The organism is Amycolatopsis sp. 2-15, assembly GCF_030285625.1.
In the GTDB taxonomy this organism is placed as follows: Bacteria; Actinomycetota; Actinomycetes; order Mycobacteriales; family Pseudonocardiaceae; genus Amycolatopsis; species Amycolatopsis carbonis.
On sequence record NZ_CP127294.1, the window covers coordinates 1,349,006 to 1,367,753 of the forward strand.

General features: G+C 70.5%; 22 protein-coding genes and 1 pseudogene. 11 read left to right on the plus strand and 12 right to left on the minus strand.

Annotated features, from left to right (window positions below; translation table 11 throughout):
- Window positions 1-26 precede the first annotated feature (26 nt).
- The 3 genes from QRX50_RS06730 to QRX50_RS06740 are packed head-to-tail and all read right to left on the minus strand — an operon-like array spanning window position 27 to window position 2,042.
- Window positions 27-314 carry a zinc ribbon-containing protein gene (locus QRX50_RS06730; protein ID WP_285971094.1) on the minus strand — a complete coding sequence of 96 codons (288 nt, stop codon included), beginning with the start codon at window positions 312-314 and terminating at the stop codon, window positions 27-29.
- Between the two features lie 13 nt (window positions 315-327).
- Window positions 328-1,299 (minus strand): spore coat protein, encoded by a 972-nt coding sequence (locus tag QRX50_RS06735; protein ID WP_285971095.1) that lies wholly within the window; start codon window positions 1,297-1,299, stop codon window positions 328-330.
- Complete coding sequence (locus QRX50_RS06740; protein WP_434533244.1) at window positions 1,296-2,042, minus strand: cytidylyltransferase domain-containing protein; 747 nt, start codon at window positions 2,040-2,042, stop codon at window positions 1,296-1,298. The genes QRX50_RS06735 and QRX50_RS06740 overlap by 4 nt, the downstream gene beginning before the upstream one ends.
- A 53-nt stretch (window positions 2,043-2,095) precedes the next feature.
- On the opposite strand from QRX50_RS06740, the gene pseB reads away from it, so the two are divergent.
- Together pseB and QRX50_RS06750 are read left to right on the plus strand one after the other, a co-directional pair.
- Window positions 2,096-3,079, plus strand: coding sequence for a UDP-N-acetylglucosamine 4,6-dehydratase (inverting) (gene pseB / locus QRX50_RS06745; protein ID WP_285971097.1), 984 nt, complete (start codon window positions 2,096-2,098; stop codon window positions 3,077-3,079).
- Complete coding sequence (locus QRX50_RS06750) at window positions 3,072-4,208, plus strand: DegT/DnrJ/EryC1/StrS family aminotransferase (RefSeq protein WP_285971098.1); 1,137 nt, start codon at window positions 3,072-3,074, stop codon at window positions 4,206-4,208. Before pseB ends, QRX50_RS06750 begins: the two co-directional genes overlap by 8 nt.
- Before the next feature lie 172 nt (window positions 4,209-4,380).
- Here QRX50_RS06750 and QRX50_RS06755 read toward each other — a convergent pair whose 3' ends face one another.
- The 5 genes from QRX50_RS06755 to QRX50_RS06775 are packed head-to-tail and all read right to left on the minus strand — an operon-like array spanning window position 4,381 to window position 7,563.
- Window positions 4,381-4,902, minus strand: coding sequence for a DUF4345 domain-containing protein (locus tag QRX50_RS06755; protein ID WP_285971099.1), 522 nt, complete (start codon window positions 4,900-4,902; stop codon window positions 4,381-4,383).
- Between the two features lie 10 nt (window positions 4,903-4,912).
- Window positions 4,913-5,962 carry a pseudaminic acid synthase gene (gene pseI / locus QRX50_RS06760; RefSeq protein WP_285971100.1) on the minus strand — a complete coding sequence of 350 codons (1,050 nt, stop codon included), beginning with the start codon at window positions 5,960-5,962 and terminating at the stop codon, window positions 4,913-4,915.
- Between the two features lie 32 nt (window positions 5,963-5,994).
- Window positions 5,995-6,456, minus strand: coding sequence for a GNAT family N-acetyltransferase (locus tag QRX50_RS06765; RefSeq protein ID WP_285971101.1), 462 nt, complete (start codon window positions 6,454-6,456; stop codon window positions 5,995-5,997).
- Complete coding sequence (locus QRX50_RS06770; RefSeq protein ID WP_285971102.1) at window positions 6,453-6,899, minus strand: hypothetical protein; 447 nt, start codon at window positions 6,897-6,899, stop codon at window positions 6,453-6,455. Before QRX50_RS06770 ends, QRX50_RS06765 begins: the two co-directional genes overlap by 4 nt.
- Before the next feature lie 34 nt (window positions 6,900-6,933).
- Window positions 6,934-7,563, minus strand: a complete 630-nt coding sequence (locus QRX50_RS06775) for a hypothetical protein (RefSeq protein WP_285974377.1) — start codon at window positions 7,561-7,563, stop codon at window positions 6,934-6,936.
- Between the two features lie 144 nt (window positions 7,564-7,707).
- Here QRX50_RS06775 and wzm point away from each other — a divergent pair, with 144 nt between their 5' ends.
- From wzm to glfT1, 3 genes are read left to right on the plus strand one after another with little or no spacing between them, the layout of a single operon-like run.
- The gene (gene wzm, locus QRX50_RS06780; RefSeq protein ID WP_285971103.1) at window positions 7,708-8,661 is read left to right on the plus strand and encodes a galactan export ABC transporter permease subunit Wzm/RfbD; all 954 of its coding nucleotides are present in this window, start codon (window positions 7,708-7,710) and stop codon (window positions 8,659-8,661) included.
- 3 nt (window positions 8,662-8,664) lie between these two features.
- Window positions 8,665-9,480: a galactan export ABC transporter ATP-binding subunit Wzt/RfbE gene (wzt, locus tag QRX50_RS06785; RefSeq protein WP_285971104.1), complete on the plus strand. Its 816-nt coding sequence runs from the start codon at window positions 8,665-8,667 to the stop codon at window positions 9,478-9,480.
- A complete protein-coding gene (gene glfT1 / locus QRX50_RS06790) occupies window positions 9,480-10,388 on the plus strand; it encodes a galactofuranosyltransferase GlfT1 (RefSeq protein WP_285974378.1) in 909 nt (302 codons plus the stop codon). Before wzt ends, glfT1 begins: the two co-directional genes overlap by 1 nt.
- A gap of 57 nt (window positions 10,389-10,445) precedes the next feature.
- On the opposite strand, the gene QRX50_RS06795 is transcribed toward glfT1, so the two are convergent.
- The 3 genes from QRX50_RS06795 to QRX50_RS06805 are packed head-to-tail and all read right to left on the minus strand — an operon-like array spanning window position 10,446 to window position 12,744.
- Entirely contained in the window at window positions 10,446-11,555 is a 1,110-nt protein-coding gene (locus tag QRX50_RS06795) for a hypothetical protein (protein WP_285971105.1), read from the minus strand.
- Window positions 11,552-11,980, minus strand: a complete 429-nt coding sequence (locus QRX50_RS06800; protein WP_285971106.1) for a hypothetical protein — start codon at window positions 11,978-11,980, stop codon at window positions 11,552-11,554. The genes QRX50_RS06795 and QRX50_RS06800 overlap by 4 nt, the downstream gene beginning before the upstream one ends.
- A 32-nt stretch (window positions 11,981-12,012) precedes the next feature.
- Entirely contained in the window at window positions 12,013-12,744 is a 732-nt protein-coding gene (locus tag QRX50_RS06805) for an ESX secretion-associated protein EspG (protein WP_285971107.1), read from the minus strand.
- A gap of 135 nt (window positions 12,745-12,879) precedes the next feature.
- Here QRX50_RS06805 and QRX50_RS06810 point away from each other — a divergent pair.
- The 6 genes and pseudogenes from QRX50_RS06810 (at window position 12,880) to QRX50_RS06835 (ending at window position 17,732) form a co-directional block, all read left to right on the plus strand.
- A pseudogene (locus tag QRX50_RS06810) lies at window positions 12,880-13,121 on the plus strand (hypothetical protein).
- A 164-nt stretch (window positions 13,122-13,285) separates the two neighbouring features.
- Window positions 13,286-13,813, plus strand: coding sequence for a ribbon-helix-helix protein, CopG family (locus tag QRX50_RS06815; protein WP_285971108.1), 528 nt, complete (start codon window positions 13,286-13,288; stop codon window positions 13,811-13,813).
- A gap of 75 nt (window positions 13,814-13,888) precedes the next feature.
- A complete protein-coding gene (locus tag QRX50_RS06820) occupies window positions 13,889-14,731 on the plus strand; it encodes a DUF4097 family beta strand repeat-containing protein (protein ID WP_285971109.1) in 843 nt (280 codons plus the stop codon).
- Between the two features lie 27 nt (window positions 14,732-14,758).
- Window positions 14,759-15,718: an ATP-binding cassette domain-containing protein gene (locus tag QRX50_RS06825; protein ID WP_285971110.1), complete on the plus strand. Its 960-nt coding sequence runs from the start codon at window positions 14,759-14,761 to the stop codon at window positions 15,716-15,718.
- Complete coding sequence (locus tag QRX50_RS06830; protein WP_285971111.1) at window positions 15,715-16,518, plus strand: ABC transporter permease; 804 nt, start codon at window positions 15,715-15,717, stop codon at window positions 16,516-16,518. Before QRX50_RS06825 ends, QRX50_RS06830 begins: the two co-directional genes overlap by 4 nt.
- A gap of 17 nt (window positions 16,519-16,535) precedes the next feature.
- Window positions 16,536-17,732, plus strand: a complete 1,197-nt coding sequence (locus QRX50_RS06835; RefSeq protein WP_285971112.1) for a cytochrome P450 — start codon at window positions 16,536-16,538, stop codon at window positions 17,730-17,732.
- On the opposite strand, the gene QRX50_RS06840 is transcribed toward QRX50_RS06835, so the two are convergent.
- Window positions 17,729-18,742, minus strand: a complete 1,014-nt coding sequence (locus tag QRX50_RS06840) for an acyl-CoA dehydrogenase family protein (protein ID WP_285971113.1) — start codon at window positions 18,740-18,742, stop codon at window positions 17,729-17,731. The two genes, QRX50_RS06835 and QRX50_RS06840, sit on opposite strands and share 4 nt — an antisense overlap.
- Window positions 18,743-18,748 lie beyond the last annotated feature (6 nt).

Genomic DNA, 18,748 nt, shown 5'->3' on the forward strand with positions numbered 1-18,748 from the left:
AAAGCCATCAAGGACAGATTCGGACCTCAATCGCCCACGCGGTCGTCCGGGTCGTGGCGAATGGCGGACCCGGGAGGGCCCCAGCCGACGAGGTCGTCGAGCGCCTCCGCCACCAGTTCGGCGTCCGCGGTCCTGCCCGCTTCCTCCAGCGAAACCGCCACCCGCGCGACGACGCCCTCGATCCAGTCACGAGTGAGGCCCGACGCCAGCCGGTCGCGGAAGACATCGTCGATGGCGTCGACCACGCCGTCCGTCCGGCGAAGCACGGCCGCGACGTCCGCCACCAACCGTTGCTCCTCGGCTTCGAGGTTCATTCCGCGCATCCGATCACAGCGAGGCGATGACGTCCAGGACCCGGTCCGCACCGAGTCCGTCCACAGTAGACGCGGCTGCAGTGGACAACGAGGACCGCAGGCCGGGATCCGACAGCAGCTCGCCGAGCGCGGAAACCACGGCGGGCAAACGATCCGCCAGCGAACCGGCGTCACCCAGGCCCACCGCCAAGCCGAGGTCAAGAGCCGCCCGGTAACCCGGCCCCTGGTTGTCCACCAGCTGCACCGCCGCCGTCGGGATGCCGAGGCAGCAGAGTTCCAGGAAGGTGACGCCGGTGGCGCTCACGGCGACGTCCGTGGTGGCCAGAAGATCAAGCAGGCCCGGGTGCGGGGCGGCGACCCGGATCGACTGGTCGTCCGACAGAACAGGCAACGCGGGCTCACCCCGGACCAGCGCATCGGCTGAAAATGGCAACCCCGTGGCCGCGAGGGCGCGGAGCAACACGCCGACCGTCCCCGACCACTCGGCGCCGCCGCCCAGGACGACGGTGACACGGAGCGAGGCGGAAGCGACAGCAGACCGACGGGCCCGAGCAGCCAGCACCCCCGAGCGCAGCGCCGTGTACGCCACGCCCCGCAGCAGCACGCCCGAACCATCCGCAGGGCGAGACGAAGGCGTAAACCCCGCGTCGACCACGACATCCGCGGGGCGACGGCCGAAGGTGTCATCCTCCAGGGACACCAGCAGCGCGCCGGCGGCGTTGACCTCGCCGCGCAGGTCGCCGAGGCCGTAGTGGTCCACGAGGACCGTGTCGAAACCGGCAGCCAAGGACGGCCAGTCGGAGACGGGCAAGCGCGGCACCGACAGCTCGTCGAAGCGCGAAGCCAGCCATTCCGCGTTGTCCGTGGCGCCCGCGAAGGAGACGTCCCAGCCGCGGGCGACGGCGCGCTCGGCGTAGGCCACGACGCGCGAGATGTGGCCCGCGCCGATCACCGGGGACGCGTCGGCGCGCAGCAGGAGCTTCACTGGCCGAGCTTCTTCTGCTCGACGTGCGCGTTGAGCGCCACCAGGTCCGGCCGTGAACGCAGCAGGGCGACCACCGAACGCCAGGAAGCCGGCTGGTCGCCCAGCGAGTCGACAACCGCCGAGATCAGGTCCCAGTCCTCCGGGGTGTCGAGGGTGACGCGCAAGTCGTCGGCGGCCGGGCTCACCACCACGCCCGTGCACGAGTACCGCGAAGGCTGCCGGTAGATCGCCGACGTCACGTGCTCGCGGTCCGGGCCCGACGCCGTCGAAACCTGCTCGACGAGCACCTCGGCCCGCACCAGCTCCGCGTCGAATCCCCGCGGCAGCGTCCGCACGAGCGTGGTGCTCACGTAGTCCAGCGACGGTTCCGCGCGCCACACCGCCGCCAGCCGGCCGACCAGTGCGGGGTCGAGCAGGGGGCAGTCGGCGGTGAGCCGGACCACCGCGTCGGCCGGGTACGACGAGAGCGCCACGCCGAAGCGAGCCACCACGTCGTCGAGCGGGCCGCGTGCGACCAGCGCGCCGCAGCGCTCGGCTTCGAGGGCCACGGCGTCGTCGTCGGGCGCATCCGAGGTGGCGACCACCACCTGGTCCACACCGGGAGCGGCGGCTGCCGCGCGGACGACCCAGCCGAGCACACTGCGCCCGGCCAGGGGACGCAGCACCTTGCCCGGCAGGCGCGTCGAGGAGGACCGGGCCTGGATCACGGCGTTGACGCCGAGGCCTTCACGCATGGGTGACATGATGGCCTGCGGCAACGCGCCAGAACCAAGAACCCCAACCGCGGAGGTCGTCGATGTCCGAGCTGGATGGTTCCAGCATCCTGCTCACCGGCGGGACCGGCTCGTTCGGCAAGGCGTTCATCACCCACGCCCTCGCCGAGCTGAACCCCAGCCGGCTGGTCGTGCTCTCCCGCGATGAGCTCAAGCAGTACGAAGCCCGGCAGCTGTTCAACGACGACCCGCGGCTGCGCTGGTTCATCGGTGACGTCCGCGACCGTCGCCGCCTCGAGCGCGCCATGCACGGTGTCGACTACGTCGTGCACGCCGCGGCGCTCAAGCAGGTGGACACGGGTGAGTACAACCCGTTCGAGTTCGTCCAGACCAATGTGATGGGCTCGCAGAACGTGATCGAGGCCGCGATCGACACCGGCGTGAAGAAGGTCGTCGCGCTGTCGACCGACAAGGCGTCGAGCCCGATCAACCTCTACGGCGCCACCAAGCTGTGCGCCGACCGGATGTTCATCAGCGGCAACCACTACGCGGCCGCGCACGTCACGCGGTTCTCCGTGGTGCGCTACGGCAACGTGATGGGCTCGCGCGGCAGCGTGATCCCGTTCTTCCGCAAGCTCGCCGAGCAGGGCGAGTCGCTGCCGATCACGCACAAGGACATGACGCGGTTCTGGATCACGCTGCCGCAGGCCGTGAAGTTCGTGGTGGACTCGTTCGACCAGATGCACGGCGGCGAGCTGTACGTGCCGCGGATCCCGAGCATGCGGCTCGTCGACCTCGCGCAGGCCATCGCGCCGGGTTCGCCGATGCACGAGGTGGGCGTGCGCCCGGGCGAGAAGCTGCACGAGGAGATGATCGCCCCCGACGACGCGCGCCGGACCGTGCAGCTGCCCGACCGCTACGTCGTGCAGCCCCACCTCGCGGGCTGGGGTTACGAGCCCCCTGCCGACGGCAAGCCGATGCCCGAAGGGTTCGCGTACCGCTCCGACACCAACGACCTGTGGCTCGAAGCCGACGAACTTCGCAAGCTGGTCGAGCAGTATGCCTGAGTTCTTGCCCTACGGCCGCCAGTCCGTGACCGACGAGGACGTCGCCGCCGTCACTGAGGTCCTGCGGGGTGACTGGCTCACGACCGGTCCCGCCGTCGCGCGCTTCGAGGCCGATCTCGCTCTGCACACCGGAGGGGTCCCGGCCGTCGCCGTCACTTCGGGCACGGCGGCGCTGCACGTCGCGTACGCAGCGGCGGCTCTGGTGCCGGGCGACGAAGTCGTGGCGTCGCCGATGACGTTCGTCGCCACGGCCGCCACCGCCGCGCTGCACGGCGCGAAGGTGGTCTTCGCCGACGTCGAACCGGACACCGGCAACCTCGCCGTCGAGGCCGCGGCCGCTGCTGTCACCGAGCGCACGAAGGTCGTCGCGGCCGTCGACTACGCCGGCCACCCCGCGGAGCTGGACGCGCTGGCAGACGTCGCGCACCACGCGGGCGCGCTCCTGCTGGAGGACGCCGCGCATTCCGTCGGCGGCAGCTGGCAGGGCCGCGCGGTCGGGTCGCTCGCCGACCTGACCACGTTCTCCTTCTTCCCCACCAAAAACCTCACCACGGCCGAGGGCGGCGCCGTCGTCACCGCGTCCCCGGAGCTGCTGCAGCGCGCCCAGGCGTTCCGCAATCACGGCCTGGTCCGCGACAAGGCCCTGCAGCGCTACCCGGACGAAGGCGGCTGGCACCAGGAGGTGCACGAGTTCGGCCTGAACTACCGCTTGCCCGACGTCCTGTGCGCCCTGGGCAGCAGCCAGCTCACGCGGCTGGCGGAGTTCAAGAAGCGCCGCGCCGAAATCCACGCGCGCTACAACGCCGCCCTCGCCGACGTTTCGGGCGTGCTGACCCCGCCGTCCCGCCCCGGCGCGGACCCGGTGTGGCACCTCTACCCGCTGCGCGTCCTCGACGGCCGGCGCCGCGCGCTGTTCGACCACCTGCGTGGGCTCGGCATCGGCGTGCAGGTCAACTACATCCCCGCCTACTGGCACCCGGTCTTCGAGGACCTCGGCTACCGCCGCGGCCTGTGCCCGAACGCCGAGGCGTACTACGAGCAGGAGCTGTCGCTGCCGCTCTTCCCCTCCCTGACGGACGCGGATGTGGACCGGGTTGTCGATGGGGTGCGGAGCTTCTTCGGGATCTGACGGTAAGCCGGACGGCTCGGGGGAACCGGCATCCTCGCCTCGCGAGCTAGTCCGGTTCGGGTCAGCGCGTCAGTGGTGGCCGACATCTCTTGTGGCCACCTCAGAATTCCCAGGGGTCCTCGGCCGTCCCGCGCGAGCCACCGATCACGTTCCCGTGCAATCTGAAGCCGGATCACCGGTCCCGACCCCAGTGATCTCGGAGTGCGCCTCGTTTACGAGCAGTTGATCGCAGGTGGCACGACCCGACCACGCGAGCCGACGTCCACCTCACCTGGGCGTCAGGCTTCTTCCCCGCCTCAGCATCATCGCGCATCACCACCGCGTGCCACACCAGCACCAGTGGCACCACGAGCAGCTCCAGCACGATCGCCGCCCGGAACACCGGGTGGGGCGCGCCGGTGCGGCGCGCCGAGATGAGCCGGGGCACGCCGCCGAGGGCCGCGGTGCCGAGGACGAGCCGGGTTGTCGCCGCGCGTTTCTCGGGGCGGCGGAGCGACCACCAGAGCGCGAGGCCGGCCGCGGTCCAGAATGTGTTCACGAAGCGGTATTCGCTGTCGACGCTGGGGGCGGCGGGGGCGCCGCCCGGGGCGCGTTCGGGGCCGCCCAGGATGGCGGTGAGGCCGCTGGCGACGGGGATCGCCCCGAGGACGCCGAGGACGGTCAGCAGCGCCTTGCGGGATTTCGCTCGTGCCATGCGGCCGAGACTAGATCAGGTCCCAGGTCAAAGCCGTGCCTTTGGCCGCGTCCACGCGGAAGGTGCGGCCCAGCACGGTCGTGATCTCGGCCGGCGCCAGGCCTCCGGCGGGCCGGATGGAGCGAACATTCGAAGACGTCACCTCGTCGCCTGCTCGCACGTCTTCCACGACGTACAGCGAACGGCGCAGGCGCAGACCTTCCTTCTCGCTCTCGCGCGGGCCGATCACCGGCCGGCCGAGCGCTTCCCACGCACGGTGGCTCTCGGTCACCAAAGCAGCCAGCTCGGCGGGCTCCAGCGAGAACTCCGAGTCCACACCGCCGTCGGCGCGGGCGAGCGTCACGTGCTTCTCGATCGCGACCGCGCCCAGCGCCACGGCGGCCAGCGGCGCGCCGATGCCGGGCGTGTGGTCCGACAGGCCGACGAGCGTGCCCGTGACGCCGGCCAGAACCGGCAGCCCGCGCAGGTTGCTTTCGGACGGCGAGGCCGGGTAGCTGGCGGTGCAGCCGAGTACTACGAGCTGGTCGTTGCCGGCATCGCGAGCGGTCCGCACGGCCGCGTCGATCTCCGCGACGCTCGCCATGCCCGTCGAGATGACGAGCGGCTTGCCGGTGCGGGCGCACAGATCAATCAACGGCAGATCGACGATCTCCGAAGACGCGATCTTGTACGCGGGCGCGCCGAGCGACTCCAGCAGCTCCACCGCCGTCGGGTCGAACGGGCTGGAGAACGCCTCCAGGCCACGCGAGCGAGCCCGCTCGAAAATCGGTTCGTGCCACTCCCACGGCGTGTGGGCCTTTTCGTACAGCTTGTACAGGTTTTCCCCGCCCCACAAGGAATGTCCGTCGCCGATGCGGAAGGCGGGGCCGTCGACGTCGATCGTGATCGTGTCGGGGCGGTAGGTCTGCAGCTTCACCGCCTGCGCGCCGGCGTCGGCGATCGCGTCGACGATCGCGAGCGCGCGGCCGAGGTCGCCGTTGTGGTTGCCGGACATCTCGGCGATGACGAACGGCGGCCGGTCCGGGCCGAGCGTGTGGGCGCCGATGCGGACTTCGGACATGGGTGGCGTCCTCCCGGTGGTGCGCGTGCGGGTCACCCCCGAGTCTTGCGCAGCCACCGGAAGCCGTCCTCGGCGGGCGCCGACTCGACGTATCCGGCGCGCTCGAACAACGCCGCCGAAGCCGCGTTGTCCTGGTGCACAGCGGCCAGGATCGCGCGCACGTCCTCACGCTCGATGAGCACGCGTTCGCCGAGTGTCAGCACCGCGCGGGAAAGTCCCCGACCACGGCTCGCCGGAGCGAGCGTGATGCTGACTTCCCACTCCCCCGGCCGTTCCCGGTCGAACCGCACGGTCCCCACGGGCCCGCCGTCGTCGGAAACGACCAGCAGCAGCCGGTCCGGCGAAGCCAGCACGCCGCGCAGCCACCGCAGGTGGTCGGCCAGTGCGATCACGCCGCTGGACCGCGACGCCTCCCGCGTGCGCGGGTCGTTGCGCCAGGCCAGCAGCAGCTCCGCGTCGGCCTCGGTGGCCTCGCGAGCCGCGAGCGGGCTCACTGGGCCGACGGCGCCAGGCGGTTGTCCTCGAGGCGGCGTAGCCGGTCCTCGTAACGCGCGATACCGGCGAGCCGGACGCGGATCTGCGCGTGCTGGCGCTGGATCTCCTCGATCAGCGACCGCGACTCGGCGATCTCGGCGCTGTCGGCGCGCGGGGTGAGCACCATCGACTCCCGCAGCGTCTCGAGCTGCGCTTCCTGCGCGGCGATGTGCGGGATGATCCGGTCGAGCTCGGCGCGCGTCCAGAGCAGGTCGCCGCGGGCGTGCTCGAGGCCCGACTCCGCCGCGTCGAGCCGGCGCCGGTGGTCGGCGGTCGCGTGCTCGAGTTCGTTCACGCGGTGGTTCAGGTCGCGGACCGTGTCGCGCATGCGCTCTTCGATGCGGAAGTCGATCAGCCGAGCGATCCGGTTGATGAAGCCGGAGCGGAGTTTCTGGACTGCCATGGGGACGGTTCCTTCGGGATTCGGAAAAACTGGGTCAGCGCATCAGCACGGTGTCGCCGGTCCGGGTCCACGAGTCCAGCAGCCTGCCCTCGGCGGCGATCTGGTGCTCGGGACCCACGATGCAGGAATCGCCGGCGGCGTGCTCCCACGAAGTCTGGTTCGGGTTGTCGATGAAGGAGAACCCGGTGAGGACCAATTGCGCGTCTGGGAACGACGTGCGCGCGATCCAGGCCGCGAGCGTGCCCGTGGTCGACCACGTCGACTCCGTGCGCGTCGGCAGGCCGAGCGCGTCGGACAGCGGCAGCACGACCTCACGGTTGGGCACCGGCACAAACCCCAGGTCGGCGGGCCACCAGCCCGGCAGCGCCTCCGGTTCCCAATGCAGCCGGCCCGGCTCCACCAGCAGGTACAGCCTGCTGCGGTAGTCGCGGAAAACGTGGCGAGTGGCGCGCACGGCGCGGTTGAAGACCACCGCGTGGCACTTGCTCCCGGTCACCTCCGGGCCTTCCGGCTCGTCGACGACGAAACCGTTGACGCGGATCACGAGATCGCAGTCGTCCACGGCCTTGGCCCGAGCCGGGTCCGGGCCCAGGGGCTGGTTGCCGACAACCGCGACCGACTTGGGGTCGGGACGATCGGCGTACGCCGCGAGGAGATCGACCATCAAGCTCGCCGCACCGAGAGCAGCAGTCATGGGGCAAGAAACTACCAGGACACACCGCGTGTTCGGTGCGGCATCGACAGGTCGGGCGCACGCCTGGGCCGGGGCGTCCCGAGGACGAGACCTCCGATCGGTACCCTCGTCCACGTGCATGCCACCAGCACGGTTCACGTAGCCGAACCCGAGGTCTCGATGCCGATGCCCCCTGCGTCGGACCGCAAGACGTTCTCCAGGGCGATCGCCGACATCAAGGAGGGTCTCGCAGCCCGCGAGCTGTGGACCCACCTGGGTTGGCAGGACATCAAGCAGCGGTACCGCCGGTCCGTGATCGGTCCGTTCTGGATCACGATCAGCCAGGCGGTCATCGCGCTGGGGCTGGGCCTGCTGTACTCACAGCTGTTCAACCTGCCCATCCAGGTGTTCCTGCCCTACATCTCCACCGGGTTCATCATCTGGGGCTTCATCCAGGGCTGCCTGTCCGAGGGCATGGAGACGTTCATCGCGAACGAGGGGATGATCAAGCAGCTCCCCGCGCCGCTGAGCGTCTACGTGCTCCGCACGGTCTGGCGCCAGACCCTGATGCTCGCGCACAACATGGTTGTGTACTTCGTGCTGCTGATCATCTTCTTCAACGCACTTGACGACCAGTACTCGCTCGGCACGAAGGACGGCGCCTGCGTGCCGGACAAGTTCTGCCACCCGGGCCTGAGCTGGAACATTCTCCTCGCCATCCCGGGCTTCCTGCTGCTGGGACTCACCGCGTGCTGGGCCGCGCTGCTGCTCGGGATCATCTCGACGCGCTTCCGCGACATCCCGCAGGTGATCAACTCCCTGATCCAGCTGATGTTCTACGGCACGCCGATCGTCTGGCCGGTCGACCAGCTGGAGGCCGGCGGTGCGCGCGACGGCGTGTCCTGGGCGTTGCCGTTCATCAAGGCGAACCCGTTGTACCACTACATGCAGGTGACCCGGGCCCCGCTGCTCGGGCAGGCCGTGAGCTGGACCAGCTGGGTCGTGGTCGGCGGGCTCACGATCGTCGGCTGGGGACTCGCGCTCGTCGCCATGCGCAACTACCGCTCTCGCGTCTCGTATTGGGTGTGACACATGGTCAGCATTGACGTCCACAACGCGTTCGTGGATTTCCCCATCTTCGACGCGAAGACGCGGTCGATGAAGAAGCGCGTGCTCGGCAAGGTCGGCGGCAAGATCGGCACCGAGCAGAAGGTGCCGATCATCGAGGCCCTGCACGACGTCACGCTCAAGCTGAGCGACGGCGACCGCGTCGGACTGGTCGGCCACAACGGCGCCGGCAAGTCCACGCTGCTGCGCCTGCTCGCCGGCATCTACGAGCCCACCCGCGGTTCGGCCCGGATCTCCGGCAAGATCGCCCCGGTCTTCGACCTCGGCATCGGCATGGACCCGGAGATCTCCGGCGTCGAGAACATCATCATCCGCGGCCTCTTCCTCGGTATGACCGCCAAGGAGATGGAGAAGCGGGTCGACGACATCGCGGAGTTCACCGAGCTCGGCGACTACCTGCAGATGCCGCTGCGCACGTACTCCACGGGTATGCGCGTGCGGCTCGCGCTGGGTGTCGTCACCTCGATCGACCCCGAGATCCTCATCCTCGACGAGGGCATCGGCGCGGTCGACGCGGCGTTCCTCAACAAGGCCCGCGACCGCCTCAAGGACCTGGTGAAGCGCTCCGGCATCCTGGTGTTCGCGAGCCACTCCGACGAGTTCCTCTTCGAACTCTGCGACTCCGCGATCTGGATGGACGAGGGCCACCTCAAGCAGCAGGGTTCGCTGCGCGAGGTCCTCACCGGCTACAAGGGCCGCGACCCGTTCGAGAACATGAGCCAGGAAGGCCTGGAGCGGCTCGGCATCGAGCCCGTGGGCACGAAGAACGGCGGGGAATGATGACCAGCGAGACCCAGCAGCTGCCCGAGGGCGCCGTCGTCGGCGTGGTGGTGACGCGCCACCGTCGTGAGCTGCTCGCGGACTCGCTGAAGATCATCGCCGCGCAGACGCGGCCGGTCGACCACCTCGTGGTGGTCGACAACGGTCCGGACCAGTCGGCGCGGGACGTCGTCGAGGCGTACCCGCTGCCCTACACGTACCTGCCTTCGCACCGGAACCTCGGTGGCGCGGGCGGGTTCGCGCTCGGCATGCTCCACGCGCTGGCGCTCGGCGCCGAGTGGGTCTGGCTCGCCGACGACGACGGCCGGCCCGCCGACGAGCACGTGCTGCAGATCCTGTTGGAGGAAGCCGAAAAGCGCGGCCTCGCGGAGATCTCGCCGGTGGTGGCGAACATCAACGCGCCGGCCAAGCTCGCGTTCCCGTTGCGGCGCGGGCTCACGTGGAAGCGCTCGTCGGCGGAGCTGGGCACGGACTTCCTGCCGGGCATCGCGTCGCTCATGAACGGCGCGTTGTTCCGTGCGTCCACTTTGGACGTCACTGGCGTGCCGGACCTGCGCCTGTTCTTCCGTGGCGACGAGGTGGAGCTGCACCGCCGACTCGTGCGCTCCGGCCTGCCGTTCGGCACGTCGCTGCGCACGACCTACCTGCACCCCGACGGCTCGGACGAGTTCAAACCCATGCTGGGCGGGAAGTTCCACGCGCAGGACCCGGAGAACGAGGTCAAGCGCTACTACACCTACCGCAACCGCGGCTACCTGCTGTCGCAGCCGGGCATGCGCAAGATCGGTGCCCTGGAAGTGATCCGTTTCGGCCTGTACTTCGTGGGCGTGAAGCGCGACCCGAAGGCGTTCCTGCAGTGGCTGAAGCTGGTGCGGCAAGGCCGGGCGGAGAAGTTCTACCGCTACTGAGACTCACGAAAAACGGGCCCTCGACCAGTTCGAGGGCCCGTTTTCGTCTCTGAGCTGCTACTCCCCGATCACCGGCGGGGCGGCACGCAGGTCGGCGCCGTACTCGTTGTCTTCGTCCACATGGGAGAAGAAGCGCGACCCGTCCTCTTCGTCCTCTTCGTAGCGAGCGGCACCGCCGCCCATTCCCATGCCCATGCCCATGCCGGCCCGCGCGGGCGCGCCGCTCAGGCCACCCGCGGCACCCGGCGCGGCGCCTTCACCCGGGCCGAAGCTGCCGCCGCGGCTGAACTTGGACTGGTACTCCTCGTCGGCGCCGAAGCCGCCGCCACCACCGGCGCCCATGCCGCCGCCCATCGGCATCGCGCCCATGGGCATGCCGCCGGCGCCCGAAGCGCCTCCGGCACCGGCCTGCTGCTGGCCCGCCGCGGGCTCGAAGCTCGACGCCGTGGTGGCGGTGTTGGCGGCGGGTGGCACGTGGCCGGAGCCCGTGATCTGGCTCGGCGCGGCCGAAACCTGGCCGCCGGAATCGGAGCCGCCGCCGCCGTGGTGGTCGGTGGAGGTCGACGCCGCGGGGAGGACGGCCGAGGCCGTGGACACGCTGCCCACGCCGAACTTCGGCGGGTCCGCGAACACCGGCTGCTTCGACGCGGCCGAGTACAGCGAGTGGTCGTAGTCCGACATCGTCTGCGCGGCCTGCTCGTGCGCCGACTGGCTGGCCTGCTGCTTCTTCAGCGACTGGTCGACGGTGTCGCCCAGATCGAACGGGCCGGCCGAGGTCCAGTGGGCCATCTCGTCGGTCCAGTCGAACGGGATCGGCTCGGTCATCGCGTTGCGCGCGTTCTGCGCGGCCGTGCCCTGGTCGTCGACGGTCTGCGCGGCGAACTTCGCGTTCTGCGCCGTGGCGTCGGCCCACGAGCCGAGCGTGGCGAAGTAGGCCTGCGCACTCTCGGCCGCGGTGCCCTCCCACGAGCCCTTGGACTTGTTCACGGCCTCGGTCAGCTGCGTCGCGAAGTCGTCGAAGGCCTTCGTGACCTCGGTGTAGGCCGCGGATACGTCGGCGACCTGCTTCGGGTCAAGGTTCGTAGTCACGAACTGCTGGAGCTGCTCGTGGGTGTGGCCGAGGTAGTCGGCGTCGGACGGCTCGAGCCCCGGCTGCGGCGCGGTCATGCGAGGTCCCCCGTCTTGTGGGCGGCGTGCGCGTCGACGGCGCTGTCCTCACCGGTGCGGTACACACCGCCGGCGCGGGCGAGGGCCTCGTCGGCCTGCGTCAGCACGTCGCGGAACTGGCCCAGCACCGACCGGACGGACCCGGTGTCCTGCGAGGCGGCCTTGAGGTCGTGGGCCGCGACCGCGTGCCCGTACGGGTGGCTCCCGAGCTGCGGGGCCTGGTCCAGCGCGGCCGTGGAACCGGTCAGCCGGTCCACGCGCGTCACCATGTCGGACAGCGCCTGGCGCAGGTCCTCGAGTGCTTCACCGGAGATGGTGAAGCTGCCCGACTTCGCGGCATTCACGAGTTTCGTCGTCTCGGCCGCGGCAGCAGCGACGGCCTTCGGGTCCAGGCCCGCGACCTGTCCCGGCTCCACCAAGGTCATGACCGGAAGTCTACTGACGACAACGGCCGCGGTCAGGCGTTTGCGGAATACGCCTCCAGCTGCGTGAACAGCTGCTGGGCGAGGCGGTTGTTGTCGGCCGGCGCGTAGGTGAGCCAGCGCTGCCCATCGTCGGCGACGCGGGTGCTGAGCAGGTAGCGGCCCAGCTCCGTGTCGAACCAGACGAGCGGCGGCTGCGCGCCGATCGTGAACTGCCCGACCCGGAGCCGCGGCTTCTCGAAGATCCGCTCGACGGACCTGAGCTGCGGGTTTCGCGGGGCGTTCGACGCGGCGAACGGGTCGTACCCGTCGCGACGGGGCTGCTTCGCCGGACGCGCGATCGTCACGGACTGGCCGGGCGCGGCGGCCCCGGGCGGCAGCAGGTCGACCAGCGCCGACACGAGACCGGTCGGGCGGATCTGCTCGAAGACGAACATGCCGTTGTCCTGCTTCACCAGCACGGCCTGGTCGCCGGTCGACGCGACGCGGGCGAAGAGCTGCCCGTCGTCCAGCTGCGCCGTCGCGGTGACGACGAGACGGGCGCGGGCGAACGTGGTGAGCGCCAGCTCCAGGTCGTCGTCGAGGTAACCGCGGTGCACCAGGCCCCGGTTGTCGAGGTCGCGCAGCACGGCGTCGCGCACGCCCGCGCGTTCCTGGCCGGTGATGCCGATGTGCGCCACCGAGAACGGCGCCGGCGTGCGGCCGAGACCCTGCCGCTCCAGCAGCAGGTCGACCGCCGCGGGTGACAACGTGAACGAGTACGGCATCGTCCGTCCCTAGGTCGGGTTTCCGCGACGAAACGCTAGCCGACGCCGCATGGGCGCCGCACCCGGACCGGTGAAGTGCTCCGCTGAGCGCGAACCCGCTTGCCGCCGGTGATCGCGCGCTGGTGGCATGGAGTCATGGCTGATCCGAAACTCGCGCTCGTGCTGCACCTGTCCTCCGGTGGCGAACCGCTGCTCTTCCCCTCACGGCCGACGAATCCGCCGGCGTGGAGGAGAAGATCCCCGACCTGCTCAAGCACGGCGGGGTCCACTCCGTGCGGACGCGCGACGGCAACACCGTGTCGGTGAACTTCGTCCACGTGGCCGCCGCGTACGTCGACGATCTGAGCCGGAAGGGGAAGTTCGGGCTGTCGGTTTAGCGCGCCGTTCTGGGGGACGCGCCGTATCCGGGTCAGGGTCGAAACGGCCCTGACCTGCGCTTTTTCACCCTTGAGCCAGCCGAGTGCCACGCGGTGCCATCCCTGGCACATTCCTGAGCCAATTTGGCATTGCGATGGTGCCACTCGTGTGCCATAGTTGTGCCATGGACTTGACCACGTACGTCAGCAACCTCGGGCGAGAGTTCGCCACACTGGCCGAAGCCGGTGGCGAGGAGTCGCGCGAGCTGGTCGAGCGGCTGACCGGGTCGCTCGAGTCGGCGATCCGGATGACACTGCTGGACGCGCTGTCGGCCGCCACCGACGAGATCACCCGCGACCTGGCTCCGGGTTCGGTGGAGCTGCGCCTGCGTGGCCGCGATCCGCAGTTCGTCGTGACCACGCCGCCGGCCGAGCCGCTCGAGCTCGCGGCCGAAGACACGACCACGGCCGCCGCCCCGGAGAGCGAGCTGCTCATCTCCGAAGACGGTCCCGCCGCACGCATCAACGTGCGCCTGCCCGAACAGCTCAAGGCCGCCGTCGAGGAGGCCGCGGGCAAGGAGGGGCGCTCCGTCAACGCCTGGCTCGTCCGGGCGGCCGCCACGGCCCTGCAGCGCACCGACCGCGACCAGCGCGTCGACCCGCCGAGCAGCGGCAAGCGGACGAAGCAGAGCTTCACCGGCTGGGTCCGCTAACACCTTTCCGCACCACTTCACCTCACGTCCCTGACCTGCGGGGACGGTTCACCGACACAAGTTGTGGAGACAGCCATGCCCAAATTCGAGACCCCCGACCCGATCTCCGTCACCGTCGACCTCAGCGTCGGCGACGTGCAGGTCTCCGCGAGCGACCGGCTCGACACCGTCGTCGAGGTCCGCCCGAGCGACGAGAACGACGAGTCCGACGTGAAGGCCGCGCAGCAGGTCCGCGTCGACTACCGCAACGGCACGCTCACGGTCACCGGCCCGAAGCGCACGTTCGACTTCTCCCGCAAGACCCGCGCGGTCGACGTGACCATCGAACTGCCCACCGGGTCCGCGGTGAACGCCGAACTGCAGGCGGGCGACTTCCGCACTACCGGCGTCCTCGGCGAGAGCCGGTTCAAGACCGCCGCCGGCAACGCGCGGATCGACCGCGCCGGCCCGCTGCACCTGTCCACTTCGGCCGGTCACGTGACCGTCGACGGCGTCGCGGGCAACGCCGAGATCTCCACCGGCACCGGCAAGATCCGGATCGGCGAGATCGCGGGCACCGCGGTGGTCAAGAACTCCAACGGCGAGACCACGATCGCCTCCATCGGCGGCGACGCGCGGGTGCGGTCGGCCAACGGCGACATCACCGTCGAGCGCGCGGGCGCCGGGGTCGACGCGAAGACGTCGGCCGGGCTCATCCGCCTCGGCGAGATCGTGCGCGGCGCGGTGACGCTCGAAACCTCCATGGGGGACCTGGAAATCGGCGTCGCCGAGGGCACCGCGGCCTGGCTTTCCGTGACCACCGGCTTCGGCCACGTGCGCAACCTGATGGAGAACGCCACCCGCCCCGAGGAAGCCGACGAGACCGTCGAGGTGCGCGGCCGCACCTCCTACGGCGACGTGATCATCCGCCGCGCCTGACTTTTTCTTTCCAGCGAAGGGGAAACCATGACCAGTCACCACTCCCGGCCCGCGATCGCCGCGACCGGACTGCGCAAGTCCTACGGCGACCACGTCGTGCTCGACGGCCTCGACCTCACCGTTGACGAGGGCACGGTGTTCTCGCTCCTCGGCGCGAACGGCGCCGGCAAGACCACCGCCGTGAAGATCCTGTCCACGCTGATCAACGCCGACGCCGGCGACGTGCGGGTGGCCGGGCACGACCTCGTCCGCGAACCCGACGCGGTGCGCGCCGCGATCGGCGTCACCGGCCAGTTCTCCGCCGTGGACAACCTGCTCACCGGCGAGGAGAACCTGCTGCTGATGGCGGACCTCAACCACCTCGGCCGGGCCAACCGGCGCCGCCGCACCGCGCAGCTGCTGGAGCAGTTCGACCTCGCCGAGGCGGGCAAGAAGCCGGCGTCGACGTACTCCGGCGGCATGCGGCGGCGCCTCGACCTGGCCATGACGCTCGTCGGCAGCCCGCGGCTGATCTTCCTCGACGAGCCGACCACCGGTCTGGACCCGCGCAGCCGCCGTAACATGTGGCAGATCGTCCGCGGCCTGGTGGCCGACGGCGTCACGATCTTCCTGACCACCCAGTACCTCGACGAGGCCGACGAGCTCGCCGACCGCATCGCGGTGCTCGACCACGGCCGGATCGTCGCCGAGGGCACCGCCGACGAGCTCAAGCGCCGCATCCCCGGCGGGCACGTCCGGCTGCGCTTCGCCGACCCACGCGGCCTCGACACCGCCGTGACCACGCTCGACGACGCCTCGCGCGACAGCGACTCGCTCACCCTGCGCGTGCCCAGCGACGGCAGCCTGCGCTCGCTCAAGGCCCTCATCGGCCGCCTCGACGACCAGGCCATCGAGGTCGACGAGCTGTCCGTGCTCACCCCCGACCTCGACGACGTTTTCCTCGCCCTCACCGGCAACCCCGCGAACGAGAAGGTGACGACCCGATGAGTACTCTCACGGCCCCGGCCGGCCTGAAGTTCCAGCCGCTGCGCGACTCGGCGACGATGCTGCGCCGCAACCTCAAGCACATGCTGCGCTACCCGTCGATGACGCTGATGCTCGTCGGGATGCCCGTGGTCTTCCTGCTCCTGTTCGTCTACGTCTTCGGCGGCACCATGGGCGCCGGGATCGGCGGAGGCCGCGAGACCTACGTGAACTACGTGGCGCCGGCGATCATCCTGATGACCGTGACGGCCACCGTCCAGGGCACGGCGATCTCGGTCGCCATGGACATGACCGAAGGCGTGATCGCGCGGTTCCGGACCATGCACATCGCCCGCGTCTCCGTGCTGACCGGACACGTGCTGGGCAGCGTCATCCAGGCCGCGTTCACCCTCGCCATCGTGATCGGCGTGGCCCTGCTGGTCGGCTTCCGCCCCACGGCGGGCCTCGGCGGCTGGCTGGCGACGGCCGGGTTCCTGCTGGTGGTGACGTTTGCGCTCGTGTGGCTGTCGGTCGCCCTCGGCCAGGTGAGCAAGAGCGTCGAGACAGCGAGCAACCTGCCGATGCCCCTGATCCTCCTGCCCTTCCTCGGCAGCGGCTTCGTGCCCACCGACTCGATGCCGGCCGGGCTGCGCTGGTTCGCCGAGTACCAGCCGTTCACACCGATCATCGAGACCCTGCGCGGGCTGCTGATGGACAAGCCGGTCGGTGACAACGTGTGGTTCGCGCTGGGGTGGTGTGCGGTGATCACGCTGGGTGGCTACCTGTGGTCGAAGCGCCTGTTCAACCGCGAATACGCTCACTGAACCGGAAGGGGTCCGAGATGACGCACCTGTCCGAGCTGCCGACCGACCGGCCCGCCGGCTGTCCGTTCGACCCGCCCACTGAGCTGGGCCCGATCCGAGAGCGGCACCCGGTGGTCCGCCTGACCTACCCCGACGGCCACGAGGGCTGGCTCGTCACCGGCTACGCGCAGGTCCGCGGGGTGCTGGCCGACCAGCGCTTCAGCTCCCGCTACGAACTCGCGCACTACCCGATGCCGGGTCTGGAGGGCATCGAGGTGCCGGCCGCGGCGCCCGGCGACCTGACCGGCGTCGACGACCCGGAGCATTCCCGCTACCGCAAGCTCCTGACCGGCCGGTTCACCGTCCGGCGGATGCGGCAGTTGACCGAACGCGTCGAGCAGGTCACCGCCGAGCACCTCGACGCGATGGCTCGGCAGGGGCCCGTGGTGGACCTGGTCCAGGCCTTCGCCCACCCTGTGCCCGCCGTGATGATCTGCGAGCTGCTGGGGGTGCCCTACGCCGACCGCGATTCGTTCCAGGGCCACGCCGCCGCGGTGTCCGATGTGGACGCCGCTCCCGAGGAACGCTTCGCCGCATACGGCAAGCTGCAGGAGTACGTCGGCCGGCTGGTCCCGGCCAAACGCGCCGAGCCGACCGACGACATCCTCAGCGAGCTGACCACCAGCGACCTCACCGACGAAGAGCTGGCCGGCCTCGCCACCTTCCTGCTGGGGGCCGGTCTCGACACGACCGCGAACATGCTGGCGCTCGGCACGTTCGCCCTGCTCCAGCACCCCGAGCAGCTCGACGCGTTGCGCGCCGACCCGGAGCTCGCCGACAACGCCGTCGAGGAGCTGCTGCGGTACCTGAGCATCACGCACACCGGGGTGCGGGCGGCGCTGGAGGACGTCGAGCTCGACGGGCAGCTGATCAAGGCGGGTGAGTCGGTCACGCTGTCCGTACAGGCCGGCAACCGCGACCCGCGGCGGTTCGCGGAGCCCGACAAGCTCGACCTCAGCCGGGGTGCACCCGGGCACCTGACGTTCGGGCACGGCATCCACCAGTGCCTCGGCCAGCAGCTGGCCCGGGTCGAGCTGCGCGTCGCGCTGCCGGCGCTGGTCAGGCGGCTCCCGACGCTGCGGCTGGCCCTCGCGGCCGAAGACGTGGCGCTGCGGCCCGGGCACCAGAACATCTACGGCGTGCAGCGCCTGCCGGTTACCTGGGACCAGGACTAGCGGCGAGCCAACGCCAGCAAACCGTCGCGGATTTCCGGGCGGCTGGCGGCCACCAGGAGGAACGTGGCTTCCCGCACCAGCCGGCCCGCGGGTTCGCCTGCGAGCACCGAGCGGCTGCCGTTGGCGGCCACGAGGGCGCCGGCGCTGCGGTAGGCCAGCTCGGCGCCGGCCGCGCGGGCGGCGGGGAGCGAGGTGGGGTCGGTGAGGCCCGAGTCGAGGCGGATGCGGATTTGTTCCTGTTCGGCGCGCAGGGCGGTGGCCGTCTCAGTCCGGCCCAGGTCGTCGAGCAGGCGGGCGCAGCGTTCGGCCAGGCCGAGGGGAGCGCAGCCGTTGAGCCGTGACGCGAAGGTGTTCCCCGCGACGAAGTCGGCGCGCGAGACCTCGGAGAGCACGCGTTCGGCTGGCACGAAGTAGTCGTCCAGTCCGATTCGGACGGTCGAGGTCCCTTGTGCGGCAATCAGTTGCAGGGGGTGGGCGTCGAGTCCGTGGCCCGCCACCGGGGTGACCACGGTGGTGACGACCCTATCCTCGGGGGTCCGGCCCGAGAGCATCAGCAGATCGATCCCGCCCCAGCCGCTCACGAACGGGGCCTCGCCGTCGAAGCGGAAGCCGTCGCTGACCCGCCGGGCGCGGGTGCGCGGCGGCGTCGGGATCACTCCCGCGTAGGCGACTCCGGCGCGGACGGTGCCCTTGACCAGGTCGGCGAGGTACAGCGACCGCAGTGCCTGGTTGGCCGAAGCGGACAGGCCGGCGACGAGACCGTGGTGCTGGATCCAGGTGAACGTGGTGCTCAGGCAACCACCGGCCAGCGTCTCGATGACCTCGACGAGCTCGGCCAGGCCCGCGCCGGGGCCACCGGCGTCCGGGGGCGCGGCGAGGCCGTAAAGCCCCGCTTCGGCCAGCGCGTCGAAGTGCGACCGCGGCACCTCGCCGCGCAGGTCGACCTGCGCGGCGGCGGGGAACAGCACGTCATCGGCGAGGGCCCGCGCTCGGGCGACGAGGTTCGACACAGAAAT